Here is a 15,562-nt window from a genome sequence, read left to right on the forward strand (position 1 = left end):
TTCCTATGCCTCTTTTGCCTTGTCCAGTGCGGTCTTCACGGTCTCCAGGAGCTCTCCCCAGCTGACCACGAACTTGTCCAAACCTTCGGTTTCCAACTGTTCGACAACGTCGGAGTAGGAAACGCCGAGGGCATCCAGCTGGTCCAGCAGTTCGCCGGAAGCGGCGTAGGTGCCGCTGACGGTGTCTCCGGTCACCTCACCATGGTCGGCCGTGGCGTCCAGCGTCTTTTCCGGCATCGTGTTGACGGTGTGCGGAGCAACCAGCCCGGTCACGTACAGGGTGTCCGGCAGGGCCGGGTCCTTGACGCCGGTGGAGGCCCACAGCGGACGCTGGGCGTTGGCGCCGGCGGCAGCCAGCACCTGCCAGCGCTCGGTGGCGAACTGCTCTTCGAAGACCTGGTACGCCAGGCGGGCGTTGGCCAGGCCGGCCTGCCCCTTGAGCGCCTTGGCCTCATCGGTGCCGATGCCGTCCAGGCGCTTGTCGATCTCGGCGTCCACGCGGGACACGAAGAACGAGGCGACGGAGTGGATCTTGGACAGGTCGTGTCCGTTTTCCTTTGCCTGCTCAATGCCCACCATGTAGGCGTTGATGACTTCGCGGTAGCGCTCCAGCGAGAAGATCAGCGTCACGTTCACGCTGATTCCGGCAGCCAGCGTCGCGGAGATCGCGGGCAGGCCTTCCTTGGTGGCGGGAATCTTGATCAGCACGTTGTAGCGGCCAACCTTGTCGAACAGTTCGCGGGCTTCCTTGATGGTGCCCTCGGTGTCCCGGGACAGCCGGGGGTCAACCTCGATGGAAACGCGGCCGTCCACGCCGTGGGTGGCCTCGGCCACCGGTGCGAAGACGTCGCAGGCCTGGATGACGTCGTCGGTGGTGATTTCGAAGACGGCCTTGTCCACGTCGGCGCCCGAGCGGGCAAGCTGCTGGACCTGCGCGGCGTAGGATTCGCCGTTGGCCAGGGCTGCGGCAAAGATGCTCGGGTTGGTGGTCACGCCAACCACGTTCTTGGTGTCAATGAGGTCCTTGAGGGAACCCGAGACGATGCGTTCGCGGGACAGGTCGTCCAGCCAGATGGATACGCCGGCTTCGGAAAGCTGCGCGGTAGGGGTGGAAGTCATGAATTATCTCCTTGTTGCTGGAATTACTTCTGGTCGCCGGTTTCGGTGGACTCTTCACCCGAGGGAGCGGCAGTGGTGCCGGCCGGCGGGGTGTCCGAACCGTGGGCAGCAGCCAGGGAATCCCGGGCCGCTTCAGCCACGGCCTCGGCGGTGATGCCGAACTCGCGGTACAGGGTCTTGTAGTCGGCGGAGGCACCGAAGTGCTCCAGCGATACGCTGCGGCCGGCGTCGCCAACCAGCTCGCGCCAGCCCTGGGCGATTCCGGCTTCCACCGAGACGCGGGCCTTGATGTCCTTCGGCAGGACGGCTTCGCGGTACTCGGCATCCTGCTTGTTGAACCACTCGACGCTGGGCATCGAGATGACACGGGCGGCAATTCCCTCGGCAGCCAGGGCTTCGCGGGCCGCTACGGCCAGCTGGACCTCGGAGCCGGTGCCGATGAGGATGACCTCGGGGGTCACCACGGCGCCGTCACGGACTGCTTCGGCCAGCACGTAGCCGCCGCGGGAAACGCCGTCGGCGGAGGCGAAGGACTCAGCCGTGGCTGCGCCGTCGCCGCGTTCGTACGTGGGAATGTTCTGGCGGGTCAGGACAATTCCGGCCGGATTCTCCGTGTTTTCGAGGATGGTCTTCCAGGCCACGGCCACTTCATTGGCGTCGCCGGGACGGACAACGTCCAGTCCCGGAATGGCGCGCAGCGAGGCGAGCTGCTCCACCGGCTGGTGGGTGGGGCCGTCCTCGCCCAGGCCAATGGAGTCGTGCGTCCAGACGTAGACGGACGGAACACCCATCAGGGCGCCGAGGCGGATGGCGGGGCGCTGGTAGTCGCTGAAGATCAGGAACGTGCCGGAGAACGCGCGGGTGCCGCTGTGCATGGTGATGCCGTTGACGATCGCCGCGGCGGCGTGTTCGCGGATGCCGAAGTGCAGCACCCGGCCGTACGGGCCGCCGGACCAGGCGCTGGTCTGCCGGGAAGCGGGGATGAAGGAGGGCGATCCCTCAATGGTGGTGTTGTTGGACTCGGCCAGGTCGGCGGAGCCGCCCCACAGCTCGGGAAGTACCGGGCCAATGGCGGAGAGGACCTTGCCGGATGCGGCGCGGGTGGACATGTCCTTGCCGGCGTCGAACTCGGGCAGGTTCTTTTCCCAGCCGGAGGGGAGCGTGCCGTTGCTGATGCGCTCGAGGAGGGCGGCGCCGTCGGCGTTCGAAGCCTTCCAGGCCTCAAAACGCTCATCCCATTCGCGGTGCGCCTCGGAGCCGCGGGATACCACCTGGCGTGCGTGCTCCAGGACGGCGGAGTCCACGTCGAAGGACTTCTCCGGGTCAAAGCCCAGGGCTTCCTTCAGCGCGGCAACTTCATCCTTGCCCAGGGCTGAACCGTGGATCTTGCCGGTGTTCTGCTTGTTCGGCGCCGGGTATCCGATGATGGTGCGCAGCGAGATGATGGACGGCTTTGACGTCTCCGCCTTGGCGGCGAGCAGCGCGTTGTACAGTTCGGCAACGTCTTCGACGTATTCGCCGGTCTTGGTCCAGTCCACGCGCTGGGTGTGCCAGCCGTAGGCCTCGTAGCGCTTCAGGACATCTTCGGTGAAGGAGATGTCGGTGTCGTCCTCGATGGAGATGTGGTTCTCGTCGTAAATAACGACAAGGTTGCCAAGCTCCTGGTGGCCGGCCAGCGACGAAGCCTCGGACGTGACGCCCTCCTGCATGTCGCCGTCGGACGCGATCACCCAGATGGTGTGGTCGAACGGGCTCTCGCCCTGCGGCGCGTCGGCGTCGAGCAGGCCGCGGAGGCGGCGCTGGGCAAACGCGAAGCCCACGGAGGAAGCCAGGCCCTGGCCGAGCGGTCCGGTGGTGATTTCGACGCCGGCGGTGTGGCGGTACTCGGGGTGGCCCGGGGTCTTGGAGCCCCAGGTGCGCAGCGACTCGAGGTCACCGACCTCCAGTCCGTAACCGGACAGGAAGAGCTGGATGTAGAGCGTCAGCGATGTGTGCCCGGGGGAGAGGATGAAGCGGTCCCGGCCGGTCCACTGCGGATCCGAGGGATCGTGGCGCATCAGCTTCTGGAACAGCAGGTACGCTGCCGGCGCCAGGCTCATGGCAGTTCCCGGGTGTCCGTTGCCGACCTTCTCGACGGCGTCTGCTGCCAGCACGCGGGCAGTGTCCACGGCCTTCCGGTCCAGATCTGTCCAGGTCAGTTCTTGCTCTTCCATATGTGGCACGTTTACCGGGCCCCTCTCTACTACGCATGACCGGCGCATCAAACGCCGGAGACTCCTGAACACGCTGGTTTTTCCAGTGCATCCGCTTGCTTAACCACCACAACAGCCGGAGCGGCAGAATCCATACCGGAAGACGGCATGTTTCTGTGCGCCCGGCGCTGCCCAGCGGCAATTTACCCGCCGCGGGAAAGGTCCGCTCCAACCTTATCCCGTAGGCGGGATCAATGGGCGTAACGTTTCCTTGACAGGGACTGCCGCGGCGCGGAGGCCTCCTGCGGGGGCAGATGCGGGCTCGGCGCAGGCGCGGCGGTTCAGGGCTTCGTTTTCTACAGCCGATAGAGGCTATGATGATGGTGGACTTTTCCGGCCCAGATTGGATGATGTGATCGCCCCGTGACAACGCAGCAAGCCCCCGCCGACCTTCCGGTGTTCACCGGCAAGATGACGGCAGGCCGTAAGCTCCGTGCTTATGTGGCTCTCACCAAGCCGCGGGTCATTGAACTGCTGCTGGTGACGACGCTGCCCACCATGATCTTCGCCGAGCGCGGACTGCCGGGCCTGTGGCTCGTCGTGGCCACCATGGTTGGCGGTGCCCTGGCGGCAGGCAGCGCCGGTGCGTTCAACTGCTACATCGACCGCGACATGGACAAGCTGATGAAGCGGACCAAGAACCGGCCGCTGGTGACCGGCGAGGTTTCCCCGCGGGAAGCGCTGGTTTTTGCCTGGATCCTTGGCATCATCTCGATTGCGCTGCTCTGGTTCGGCGCAAACCCGCTGACCGGCCTGCTCGGCGTCGGCGCCATCCTCCTGTACGTGGTCTTCTACACCCTGATCCTCAAGCGCCGCACCACCCAGAACATCGTATGGGGCGGTGCCGCCGGCTGCATGCCCGTGCTGATCGCCTGGGCCGCCGTGACCAACAGCGTGGAATGGCCGGCCTTCATCCTGTTCATGATCATCTTCCTGTGGACGCCGCCGCACTACTGGCCGCTGTCCATGAAGTACGGCGAGGATTACCGCAACGCATCGGTTCCCATGCTCGGAGCGGTGGCCGGCGCCAAGCTGGTTTCGGTCCAGGTTGTCCTGTACGCCTACGCCACCGTGGCCTGCTCGCTGCTGCTGGTTCCCGTTGGCGGCGCCGGCTGGGTCTACACGGTCGCGGCAGTCCTGAGCGGCGTCTGGTTCCTCGCTGAGACACACCGCCTGCACAGCCGCGCACAGCACGAAAACGTCACCGACAAGACCGCCATGAAGGTCTTCCACGGCTCCATCAGCTACTTGACCATCCTGTTCCTGGCGCTGGCCGTGGATCCGTTTGTGGGCGGTCCGCTGCTGTAGGCGCTGCCGGGCAAAGTGCCGCGCGTTGAGGCCGGCAGGCAGCCGGACTCATCCAGGACCAATAACGAGTAAAGGGAAGGGCCGGAGAATCAACTCCGGCCCTTCCCCTTAGCTTTGGTCACTTCATGCGGCCGGGCAGCCGTTAGCGCTTCTCGCAGGCGATGCCGTCCTTATCCCGGTCACTCTTGGCGTTGGCGGCATACACAGCGTTGTTCTTGGTGAAGTTCCTGACCGGCTTGGTTTTGCCGGCTACCCGGTCCACGGCGCCGGATTTGCCCACTCCATGCGGATACACGCGGTTCAGGGCTGTGCAGTTCGCATACTTCTTGGCGGCGGGGGCCTTGGCCGCTGCGGCTGCCGCGACCCTGTCGACGCCGGCAGGCGAAGCCGCGGCGGCCGGCACGGCGCCCAGTGTCAGGGTCAGTGCTGCTGCGGCCAGCAGGGCCGCGCCGCTGCGGCGAAGGCGTGCGGCACGGGTCATCATTTTGGGCATAGTGGGCCATTCTTGATGGAAGGAGGACGTAAGAGAACGCTCTGACGCCTCGGTCACACTACCCTGAGCCGTCACATGTGCGGCGCGGAAGGCCATCTCCGGTGCCTGCGTGTCGCGTTCACACCGAATCCAGTCCAGCGAACTGAGGCAATCCGCGGGGTTCCCGTTTCCGGTAGTTTGGCGGACGGGCGGACGGCTGACGGGCGGACGGGCGGGCAGCTGATCATGAGCCCGCGAGCAAGCTGAAAGACCGGAGGAAGCTCCGGTCCTTTTTACGCGTGGGATCGTGTTTGGAAATCCTTCGTGCAGATATGGGGCTTTGGCGGGATCCTTAGTGCAGATCAGGGGCTCAAAACGTCCAAAACAGGGGTTTTGGTCCCGTTATCTGCACGATAGATGCAGCTCCTCAAGCCCTGCAGAAGTGTTGCGGCCCGGCCGCAGCAAAAACACCATGGGCCGGACTCCCGAAGGAATCCGGCCCATGGTGGGTGGCTTACAGCCCTAGATGTCTTCAGTCCAACCCTCGACGGGCGGCAACCTACCGCCGCACGTTCGTCTTGGAAGCATCGCCAGTGGAAGCAGCCCCCTTGGAAGCGGTACCGCCGGCAGGGGCACCGGCATCGATGCCTGGCACTTTCTTGGAGAACCCGGTGAACACCACATGGGCGGCTGCGGCCGTCAACAGCGATGCGCCGAGCATGTGCAGTCCCACCAGAACGATCGGCAGGTGCAGGAAGTGCTGGGTGTAGCCGATAACCGCCTGGACCAGAACCACTGCGGTCAGCAGCAGCAGCGAGGAACGAAGCCGTCCGTCGGTCGCATGGCGGTACACCAGGTAGAGGGCCACGATGAGGGCAAAAACCAGCAGGTAAACGGGCACTACGTGGATCCGGGTCACCAGGTCCGGATCCAGCCCGTTGCGGGCCGCGCCGTGATCGCCGGCGTGGGGGCCGGAGCCCGTCACAACGACGCCCAGCAGCACGGAGAGCCCCGAGAGAACCCCCAGCGCACCCAGCAGCGGACGCAGGGTGCGGTTGGCCAGCGGACCGTTTGCGGATGCCAGCTGCCGGGGAGTGAGCCACGCGCGGTTGACCAGGACGGTGGCCAGCACAATCAGGACCATCGACACGATGAAGTGTCCGCCCACAATCCAGGGGTTCAGCCCGGTCCATACGGTGATCCCGCCCAGCAGGGCCTGGGCCGGAATGCCTGCCAGCAGGAAGACGGAGAGCTTGAACAGGTCGCCGCGCTCGGCCCGGGCCTTCCAGACGCTGAAGACCATGGCGAAGGCAATGGCGGCCAGCACAAAAGTGAGCAGCCGGTTGCCGAACTCAATAATCCCGTGCACGCCCATTTCCGGGGTGGTGGTCAGCGAGTCAGGGGTGCACAGCGGCCACTCCGGGCAGCCCAGCCCCGAGGCGGTCAGCCGGACAGCGCCGCCGGTCACGACAATTCCGATGTTGGCGGCCAGCGAGGCAACGGCCAGGGCACGCACCGTCTTCGACGCGGCGGGCGCACCGGATGCGGGGGAGGAATGTACCGGCTTACCGGTGGATGTGGGGATCACAGAATCTAACTCCATTTAAACCATCGGACAGCAGCGAGGCCGCCCAGGATTGTCCACGCCAGCAGGATCAGCATGGCGGGGATATTGAAAACTGCGTCAATCAGTGCTGACCTCATGGCTTCTCCGAGTGCGGCGGAGGGCAGGATCTGGACGAAAGGCTGCATCACGTCGGGCAGGTTGACCGCCGGAATGATGATGCCGCCCACTGCTGCCAACAGTATCCACAGCAGGTTGGTCACGGCCAGTGTTGCCTCCGGACGGGCGGTGCCGGCCACGAGAAGACCCAGCGCCGTAAAGGCGGCGGCCCCCAAAAGCAGCGACACCAGGGCAAGCGGAATTCCTGACCAGGACGGCTGCCAGCTGAAGAACGCGGCAACGATGCTCACCACGGCCACCTGGATGACCAGGACGGCGACGACGGCGATGCCCTTGCCGGCGATCAGCCCGGTTTTCCCCAGGGGAGTGGTGGAAAGGAAGCGCAGGACGCCGTAGCGGCGGTCGAAGCCGGTGGCGATGCCCTGGCCGGTGAACGCGGTGGACATGGCGCACAGGGCCAGGATGCCCGGCGTCGCCATGTTCACCCTGGACGTGCCGTAACCGTCCAGGATGGGCGTAACGCACAGCGCCACCAGTGCCATCAGCGGCAGGAACACGGCGAGGATCAGCTGTTCGCCGTTGCGGAGCATGGTCAGCGCCTCGTAGCGGCCCTGGTTCAGGATGCGGGCCGGCAGGGATGCGGGGGCGCTCATCGGATTTCCCTTCCGGACAGGTCAAGGAAGACGTCTTCCAGGGAACGCGAGGCCATGTGGACGGCCGCCGGAAGCAGGTCCAGGCGGGCCCACCAGGAGGCCAGCGTGGCAAGATCGGCAGGCGTGATGACACCGCGGAGGGTGTAATGGCCGGGCACGGGCTCGGCGGCCGTCAGATGCGGGAGTCCGGCGCCGGACAGATCAAGGCCGGGTGCGGCGTCGAACGTCAGCAGCCGCTGTTCGGCGAGCTCGCCGGTCTGGGCGGTCAGTTCCGCCACCGTGCCCTGCGCCACGGTTTTGCCCGCATCGATGATATAGACGTAGTCGGCGAGTCTCTGCGCGTCGTCCATCAGATGGGTGGTGAGGATGATGCCGAGGCCTTCGCTGCGCAGTTCCGCAATCAGGTCAAAGACAATCTGGCGTGACTGTGGATCCAATCCTGCGCTGGGCTCATCCAGGAACAGCACTTCCGGACGGCCGATCAGCGCGGCCGCCATGGCCAGACGCTGCTTCTGCCCGCCGGAGAGCCTGCGGATGTTGGAATTGGCGAAACTGCCGATGCCCAGCCGGGCCACCAGCTCGTCAACGGGACGGGGATCGGCGTACATGGAAGCAATGTGGTGCAGCAGGGGAACGGGGCGGGCCGACGGCGGGAGGCCGCCGTCCTGCAGCATGACGCCCACGCGGCTGCGCAGCTCGGCTCCGGCGCCGTAGGGGTCCTGGCCCAGCAGGCGCACTTCGCCGCCGTTGATGGGCTGCAGGCCCTGGGCGCATTCAAGGGTGGTGGTTTTTCCCGCGCCATTGGCGCCGAGCAGGGCAGTGACTGACCCGCGGTGGGCGGTGAAATCCACGCCCGCCAGCACGCGGATCATTTTGCCGTCGAGACCGGCTACCGGACCGCAGTCCTTAATCAGGCCCTTTATGGTCAGGCAGGGTTCATCGTTAGGCACTGTCATATTCTACGTTAGGTAGTACAGCCGGATGCACCCCGGTGGAGGACGAGCGGAGGACGCGTGGAGGACGCCGGGAGGCGGCCGGAGTGAGGCCGCTGCGGAGGGGAAGCCTGTCCTTAGTGGATTGCGGGAACAGATTAGGTCATGCTTGTGTTGTGTATTCTATGAGCAACTCTGAGCCGGAGGCAGTGGCCAAGCCGGCAGCAGCCCGCGAAGCGGAGGAGCGCACCCGGGACCGTGTCCTGGGCGCCGTGCTGGAGCACGGCCCCGTCAGCGCCGCGGAACTCGGTGAACGGCTGGGCTTTACGCCTGCCGCCGTCCGCCGACACCTCGACGCGCTGTCCACCCAGGGCCTGATCGAAGTCAAGCGGGTCAGCAACCCGTCCTCGGGTGCAGGACGTCCGGCCCGCCGGTACGTGCTGAGCGCGCAGGGACAGGCGTATCTGGGGAACGACTACCTGGACATCGCCACCGAAGCCCTGCGCCAGCTGGGTTTGGCCGCCGGACCTGAGGCGATTGAAAAATTTGCCGCAGACCGCTTCGCCCGGATGGAAGAGCGCTACCGTCCGACCGTTGAGGCAGCCGGCCCGGCAGTGTCCGACAAGGCACAGGCCCTGGCGGCAGAACTGACCAAGGATGGATTCGTCGGATCCACCACCATGATCGGCACAGCCAAGCAGCCCAGCACCCTGCTGAGCGTGCAGCTGTGCCAGGGGCACTGCCCCATTCAGGGACTTGCCAGTGCCTATACGGTCTTCTGCGACAAGGAAACCGAAGTTTTCGCCCGCCTGCTGGACGTCGACGTTCGTCGTCTGTCCACGCTGTCCCGCGGGGGTCACGTATGTACGACCCATATTCCCGTGGGTCGAACCGGGTCAACGGCGCACGTCCCCGTGCACGCCGCGACCAACCAGTCCACATCCATTCATCAGCAAGAAAGGCCGTGATGACGGATCAAGTAACGCAGAAGTCAACGGCGCCCTCATCGGTGCCGGAGTCTGTGATTTCAGACATCCTGGAAAAGAACCCCGAACTTGAGGGCATTGGCACCTACGAGTACGGATGGGCAGACTCCGACGTCGCGGGTTCCAACGCGCGCCGCGGGCTCAGCGAGGAAGTCGTCCGGGACATCTCGGCGAAAAAGAGCGAGCCCCAGTGGATGCTGGACCTCCGCCTGAAGGGCCTGAAGTACTTCGACCGCAAGCCCATGCCGACCTGGGGCGCAGACCTCTCCGGCATTGACTTCGACAACATCAAGTACTTCGTGCGCTCCACCGAGAAGCAGGCCAACACCTGGGAAGACCTGCCCGAGGACATCCGGAACACATACGAGAAGCTCGGCATCCCCGAAGCCGAACGCGGACGCCTGGTCTCCGGCGTCGCGGCTCAGTACGAGTCCGAGGTTGTCTACCACCAGCTCCGCGAGGATCTGGAACGCCAGGGCGTCATCTTCCTGGACACCGACACCGCGCTGAAGGAACACCCGGAAATGTTCCAGGAGTACTTCGGCACGGTCATCCCGGTGGGTGACAACAAGTTCGGTTCGCTGAACACCGCCGTATGGTCCGGCGGATCCTTCGTGTACGTCCCCAAGGGCGTCCACGTGGAGATCCCGCTGCAGGCGTACTTCCGCATCAACACGGAAAACATGGGCCAGTTCGAGCGCACGCTGATCATCGCCGACGAGGACTCCTACGTCCACTACATCGAAGGCTGCACGGCGCCGATCTACACCTCGGACTCGCTGCACTCCGCAGTCGTGGAAATCATCGTGAAGAAGGGCGCACGCGTCCGCTACACGACCATCCAGAACTGGTCGAACAACGTGTACAACCTGGTGACCAAGCGCGCCATTGCCCACGAGGGCGCCACGATGGAGTGGATCGACGGCAACATCGGTTCCAAGGTCACCATGAAGTACCCGGCTGTCTACCTGGTGGGCGAGCACGCCAAGGGTGAAACCCTGTCCATCGCCTTCGCCGGCGAGGGCCAGCACCAGGACACCGGATCCAAGATGGTCCACATTGCCCCGAACACCAAGAGCTCCATCATCTCCAAGTCAGTGGCCCGCGGCGGCGGCCGCGCCGCATACCGCGGCCTGGTCCAGGTCCGCGAAGGCGCCAAGCACTCGGCCAACACCGTGCGCTGCGACGCCCTGCTGGTGGACACTATCTCCCGCTCGGACACGTACCCGTACGTGGACATCCGCGAAGATGACGTCACCATGGGCCACGAGGCAACCGTGTCGCGCGTGAGCGAAGAACAGCTGTTCTACCTCATGTCCCGCGGCCTGCCCGAGGACGAGGCCATGGCCATGATCGTGCGCGGCTTCATCGAGCCGATCGCCCGTGAGCTGCCGATGGAATACGCCCTTGAACTCAACCGCCTCATCGAACTCCAGATGGAAGGAGCCGTCGGTTAATGTCGAAGCTTAACGACGTCGTCGAAACCGTGACCGAACAGGTCAGCAAAACCGTAGAGGGTGTCAAAGCCCGGATCGGTGCCCCCTCCGGGGACAGCCGCATCCGGATTGACGGATTCACCGAAGAGGGCGAGAACCTCTCTCCGCTGAACGAATCCTCCGCGGTTCTCGGCGGCGACAGCAGCAAGTCCCACAGCCACGGCGCAGGGGCAGGCATTCCGGACAGCTCACGCGCCGGACGCCTGACCTCCTACAACCGCGGCGACTTCGGCAAACTGACCGGACGTGAGGAAGACTGGCGGTTCACCCCGCTCAAGCGCCTTCGCGGCCTGCACACCGCTGAACTCACCGGCACCGCCCCCGAGGTGGCCGTTGTGGCCCCCGAGGGCGTGCTCGTGGAGAACGTGGCCCGCACCGATGCCCGCATTGGCTCCGCCGGCATCCCGGAGGACCTGGTGGCAGCCGCCGCCTGGGAAGCCTTCACCGAAGCCACCGCCGTCACCATTCCGGCCGAAACCATCGTGGACGGCAGCGTCACGCTGACCATGACCGGGGCCGGCAAGGACCCCGCGGCCCAGCACATCGTCATTACCGCGGAGAAGTTCTCCAAGGCAGTGGTGGTCCTGGACCACAAGGGTTCGGCAACACTGTCCCAGAACGTGGAGATCGTTGTCGGCGACGGCGCCGAGCTCACCGTTGTTTCGGTCCAGGACTGGGACGACGACGCCGTGCACGCGTCCGCCCAGTACGCCAAGATTGGCCGCGACGCGAAGTTCAAGCACGTTGTCGTCAGCCTCGGCGGCGACCTGGTGCGCATTACGCCGTCGTCGCGCTTCACAGCCGTTGGCGGAGACGTGCAGATGTTCGGCCTGTACTACGCCGATGCCGGCCAGCACCTGGAGCAGCGCCTGTTCGTGGACCACGCGGTCCCGAACTGCAAGTCCCGCGTTATGTACAAGGGTGCGCTGCAGGGCCGCGACGCCCACACCGTATGGGTGGGTGACGTCCTGATCCGCAAGGAAGCAGAAGGCACCGACACCTACGAGGTCAACCGCAACCTGCTGCTGACCGACGGCGGCCGTGCCGACTCCGTGCCCAACCTGGAAATCGAAACCGGCCTGATCGAGGGCGCCGGCCATGCCAGCGCCACCGGCCGGTTCGACGACGAGCACCTGTTCTACCTGATGGCCCGCGGCATCCCCGAGGATGTTGCACGCCGCCTGGTGGTCCGCGGGTTCCTCAACGAGATCATCCAGCAGATCAAGGTTCCGGCACTGGAAGAGCGGCTCACCGAGGCCGTCGAGCGCGAGCTCGCAGCAGTCGAGAGCTAGTCGGCGTTCCCCGGGAGCCGCACGGCTCCCGGGGAGTGCCCCCACACTTTTTGAAGCTTAAATACGCACCAGAGCGTGCAAAGGAGAAAGCGTAACTCGTATGTCTACTCTCGAGATCAAAGATCTTCACGTCAGCATTGAGACCGAACAGGGTGTCAAGAAGCAGATCCTGAAGGGCGTCAGCCTGACCATCAACACCGGTGAGACCCACGCCATCATGGGCCCCAACGGCTCCGGCAAGTCCACTCTGGCCTCCACCATCGCAGGTCACCCGCGCTACACCGTCGACAGCGGTTCCATCACGCTCGACGGCGCCGACGTCCTGGACATGAGCGTTGACGAGCGCGCCCGCGCCGGCCTGTTCCTGGCCATGCAGTACCCGGTCGAGGTCCCCGGTGTCACCATGACCAACTTCCTGCGCACCGCCAAGACCTCGCTCGACGGCGAAGCCCCCTCGCTGCGCCACTGGACCAAGGACGTCAAGGCGGCCATGAGCCAGCTGCGCATCGACGCCGACTTTGCCTCGCGCAACGTCAACGAAGGCTTCTCCGGCGGCGAGAAGAAGCGGGTGGAAATCCTCCAGCTCGAGCTCTTCCACCCGAAGTTCGCCATCCTCGACGAGACCGACTCGGGCCTGGACGTTGACGCGCTGAAGGTTGTTTCCGAAGGCGTCAACCGCGAGCACGCCAAGGGCGAAATGGGTACGCTGCTTATCACCCACTACACCCGGATCCTGCGCTACATCAAGCCGGACTTCGTCCACGTGTTTGTTGACGGCCGGATTGCCGAGCAGGGCGGCCCCGAGCTGGCCGAACGCCTGGAAGAAGAAGGCTACGACCGCTTCACGGGCGCCAACGCGACGGCGGCCACCGCCACCGCGAACGCACTGAAGGCCTAGGCTGTACACCTGTCCGCTACAACTGCCAAGGAGCAGATGATGAGTGAGCCGAATCTGGCCCAGACATCCCTCGAGGATGTCGAAGAGGCCCTGAAAGACGTTATCGACCCCGAACTGGGCGTAAACGTTGTTGACCTGGGTCTGCTCTACGGGCTGCGGTACGCCGAGGACGGCGCACTGCTGATCGACATGACGCTGACCACCGCGGCATGCCCGCTGACCGACGTGCTCGAGGAGCAGGTTGGCCAGGCACTGGACGGCGTTGTTGACGACTGGCGCCTGAGCTGGGTCTGGATGCCGCCGTGGGGTCCGGAAAAGATCACCGACGACGGCCGCGACCAGATGCGCGCGCTGGGGTTCAATATCTAGGACCGCAGCACCGGTAACAGCGGCAGGGGCCGCTTCCCCGACACGGGGAGGCGGCCCCTGGTTCGTTAACCGCGGTTCCGTCAGACGGAGCTGCTAGCCTGTGCCCCATGGGGAAATCGGGGCATTTTCATGATGAGTATTTGGCGGCCTGGAACGAAGCCATGGCGTCCGGGGACAGCGGACCCATTGAGGCCTTCCTGTCGCCGGATTACCACGGCTGGCTGGGACAGGCGGCGGCCGCGGCGGAAGCTTTCGACGGCGCGGCTGCCCGGAACGGTTTCCAGGACGCGGTGTCCGGCATGCGCGGCAGTACGGTGCACACCGGCTTCCGCACGGTTGCCCCGCGTGGCCGGGATGAAGCCGTGGTGTTCCACGAAATGACGTACCGGACCGGAGATGTCGTGACCGCCCGGGCGCTGCTGATGGAGTCCTGGCGGCTGGAGAACGGTCGCTGGCTCCTCTGCCGCGACTTCACCGAAGTGAATGTCGGGACGCCGGAATAGCTCCTTGGTTGCTCCCTAAGCGGTTGCTGCGGCCTAGGCTCCCGGGCTGTCCAGATTCGCGGCGCTGAAGGTGTCGCACGCGCCGATTCCGCCGTCGCTATTCTCATAACCCTGCATAAACCACGCCTGGCGCTGGTCCCCGGAGCCGTGCGTCCAGCTCTCCGGATTCACCTGGCCGGTGGCCATCGACTGGATCCGGTCATCACCAATGGCCGAGGCCGCTGACAGCGCGTCCTGGACATCGGCCGGTGTCAGTTCCGCGAGGAAGGGTTCGGAGCTTCCCGGTGCGGGAACGGAAGCGGCCGCACCGGCCCACATCCCGGCGTAGCAGTCGGCCTGCAGCTCGGTGCGGACCGCGGCTGATTCCGCGCCCTGCGGATCCCGGGCGGAGGCGCCAAGGACACCGGTCAGGTTTTGGATGTGATGACCGAACTCATGGGCCACCACATACTCCTGGGCCAGCGGTCCGCCGGAGGCGCCGTACTGGGCCACCAGCTCGTCAAAGAACGCGGTGTCGTAATAGGTCTGTTCATCGGCCGGGCAGTAGAAGGGCCCGACGGCGGCGGTTGCGGACCCGCAGCCGGTGGACGTTTGGCCGGTGAACAGGGTGACGCCGGGCTCGGTGTAGGTGAGTCCCTCGGCGGCCAGCGCCGGCTGCCAGAAGCTGTCCAGGCTTTCGGCCGTGCCAACAATCCGGCAGTCCAGGCGCTCGTTCGCGTCCGCGCCGTCGAGGCATTCGCTGATGGACTGGGAGCTGCCGGATCCCGCCGTGCTGTCGGCTCCGTCGGTGATGCCCAGGCCGTCCACGACCTCCGGCCCAAAGATCAGGGACAGGATCAGGATCAGGCCGCCGCCCAATCCTCCGCCCACGGCAAGTCCTTTGCCTTTGCCCCGGCGGTCCCGGACCCGGGAGGAATCCAATCGTGCGTTGTCGTTAAAACTCATGACGGTAATTATCCCCGACGATCAGTGGGCTGATGTTCGGCCGGCTCACCGATGCCGCGGGCGGCGAGGGCGTCACCGGTCTGCTGTGCATAAGCCACCGCTTTGATGACCACGGGGACCGTCAGCGCCCGGGGGTTGCGTTCCAGGCCACGTGCCATGGCGGAGTGCCGGACATCGCGGGCGGAGCCCAGCAGGAAGGGAATGCTGCGCATCATGAGGGCCAGCGTCAGGCCGAAGCGTTCCGGATCCGCGCCAAGGAAACGCAACGGACGGGCCAGTGCCACCATGCCGTCCAGCAGATCCTGAACCGGTGTGGTCAGGGTCAGCAGCCGGGCGGCAGCCACGCAGGCGAAAATATTGCCGGTCACCAGGACAGCCGTTGCCGGGCCGGCGCTGAACGCCTGGAAAACACCGAGCAGCAGCAGTACCGGCCACATGAGCTTCAGCGGACGCCATGCTTCGGAGAACATCCTGGCGGCGGTATAAACCCCGGCCAGCAGCACGATCCCTCCACCGAGCACGGGCAGCGACCCCGCGGCCAGGAGCCCAAGGGAGAACAGGACGACGGCGGACGCCTTCAGGGCCAGCGGCGCCCGGTGCACGGGGGAGCTGCCGTGCCGGTAGGAGCCCAGCAAATCGGGTGCGCTTCTCAC

At 65.4% G+C, this 15,562-nt stretch carries 15 protein-coding genes; 7 read left to right on the plus strand and 8 right to left on the minus strand.

Annotated elements, in window-relative coordinates:
* Window positions 1-3: 3 nt before the first annotated feature.
* Complete coding sequence (tal, locus tag AAE021_RS05805) at window positions 4-1,119, minus strand: transaldolase (RefSeq protein ID WP_342024669.1); 1,116 nt, start codon at window positions 1,117-1,119, stop codon at window positions 4-6.
* Window positions 1,120-1,142: 23 nt separating this feature from the next.
* A complete protein-coding gene (gene tkt / locus AAE021_RS05810) occupies window positions 1,143-3,332 on the minus strand; it encodes a transketolase (RefSeq protein WP_342024670.1) in 2,190 nt (729 codons plus the stop codon).
* 450 nt (window positions 3,333-3,782) lie between these two features.
* Here tkt and AAE021_RS05815 point away from each other — a divergent pair, with 450 nt between their 5' ends.
* Complete coding sequence (locus AAE021_RS05815; protein WP_342025330.1) at window positions 3,783-4,679, plus strand: heme o synthase; 897 nt, start codon at window positions 3,783-3,785, stop codon at window positions 4,677-4,679.
* A 142-nt stretch (window positions 4,680-4,821) separates the two neighbouring features.
* Here the strand turns inward: AAE021_RS05815 and AAE021_RS05820 are convergent, their stop codons facing one another.
* From AAE021_RS05820 to AAE021_RS05835, 4 genes are all read right to left on the minus strand, one after another.
* Complete coding sequence (locus tag AAE021_RS05820; RefSeq protein WP_342024671.1) at window positions 4,822-5,172, minus strand: excalibur calcium-binding domain-containing protein; 351 nt, start codon at window positions 5,170-5,172, stop codon at window positions 4,822-4,824.
* Window positions 5,173-5,710: 538 nt separating this feature from the next.
* Window positions 5,711-6,754, minus strand: a complete 1,044-nt coding sequence (locus tag AAE021_RS05825; protein ID WP_342024672.1) for a COX15/CtaA family protein — start codon at window positions 6,752-6,754, stop codon at window positions 5,711-5,713.
* On the minus strand, window positions 6,745-7,488 hold the full coding sequence (locus tag AAE021_RS05830) for an ABC transporter permease (protein ID WP_342024673.1): 744 nt from the start codon (window positions 7,486-7,488) through the stop codon (window positions 6,745-6,747). Before AAE021_RS05830 ends, AAE021_RS05825 begins: the two co-directional genes overlap by 10 nt.
* Entirely contained in the window at window positions 7,485-8,438 is a 954-nt protein-coding gene (locus tag AAE021_RS05835) for an ABC transporter ATP-binding protein (RefSeq protein ID WP_425362452.1), read from the minus strand. Before AAE021_RS05835 ends, AAE021_RS05830 begins: the two co-directional genes overlap by 4 nt.
* 167 nt (window positions 8,439-8,605) lie before the next feature.
* On the opposite strand from AAE021_RS05835, the gene AAE021_RS05840 reads away from it, so the two are divergent.
* From AAE021_RS05840 to AAE021_RS05865, 6 genes are all read left to right on the plus strand, one after another.
* Window positions 8,606-9,388 (plus strand): helix-turn-helix transcriptional regulator, encoded by a 783-nt coding sequence (locus tag AAE021_RS05840; protein ID WP_342024675.1) that lies wholly within the window; start codon window positions 8,606-8,608, stop codon window positions 9,386-9,388.
* On the plus strand, window positions 9,388-10,863 hold the full coding sequence (gene sufB / locus AAE021_RS05845) for a Fe-S cluster assembly protein SufB (RefSeq protein WP_341395960.1): 1,476 nt from the start codon (window positions 9,388-9,390) through the stop codon (window positions 10,861-10,863). Before AAE021_RS05840 ends, sufB begins: the two co-directional genes overlap by 1 nt.
* Entirely contained in the window at window positions 10,863-12,194 is a 1,332-nt protein-coding gene (gene sufD / locus AAE021_RS05850) for a Fe-S cluster assembly protein SufD (RefSeq protein WP_342024676.1), read from the plus strand. Before sufB ends, sufD begins: the two co-directional genes overlap by 1 nt.
* Before the next feature lie 100 nt (window positions 12,195-12,294).
* Complete coding sequence (gene sufC / locus AAE021_RS05855) at window positions 12,295-13,092, plus strand: Fe-S cluster assembly ATPase SufC (RefSeq protein WP_342024677.1); 798 nt, start codon at window positions 12,295-12,297, stop codon at window positions 13,090-13,092.
* Between the two features lie 39 nt (window positions 13,093-13,131).
* Window positions 13,132-13,461 (plus strand): metal-sulfur cluster assembly factor, encoded by a 330-nt coding sequence (locus AAE021_RS05860; protein ID WP_152218145.1) that lies wholly within the window; start codon window positions 13,132-13,134, stop codon window positions 13,459-13,461.
* 107 nt (window positions 13,462-13,568) lie between these two features.
* On the plus strand, window positions 13,569-13,964 hold the full coding sequence (locus AAE021_RS05865; protein ID WP_342024679.1) for a DUF4440 domain-containing protein: 396 nt from the start codon (window positions 13,569-13,571) through the stop codon (window positions 13,962-13,964).
* A 33-nt stretch (window positions 13,965-13,997) separates the two neighbouring features.
* On the opposite strand, the gene ypfJ is transcribed toward AAE021_RS05865, so the two are convergent.
* On the minus strand, window positions 13,998-14,909 hold the full coding sequence (ypfJ, locus tag AAE021_RS05870; RefSeq protein WP_342024680.1) for a KPN_02809 family neutral zinc metallopeptidase: 912 nt from the start codon (window positions 14,907-14,909) through the stop codon (window positions 13,998-14,000).
* 8 nt (window positions 14,910-14,917) lie between these two features.
* The gene (locus AAE021_RS05875) at window positions 14,918-15,562 is read right to left on the minus strand and encodes an energy-coupling factor transporter transmembrane protein EcfT (RefSeq protein WP_342024681.1); all 645 of its coding nucleotides are present in this window, start codon (window positions 15,560-15,562) and stop codon (window positions 14,918-14,920) included.

Origin of the sequence: Arthrobacter citreus (assembly GCF_038405225.1) — a bacterium.
GTDB classification, from domain to species: domain Bacteria; phylum Actinomycetota; class Actinomycetes; order Actinomycetales; family Micrococcaceae; genus Arthrobacter_B; species Arthrobacter_B citreus_A.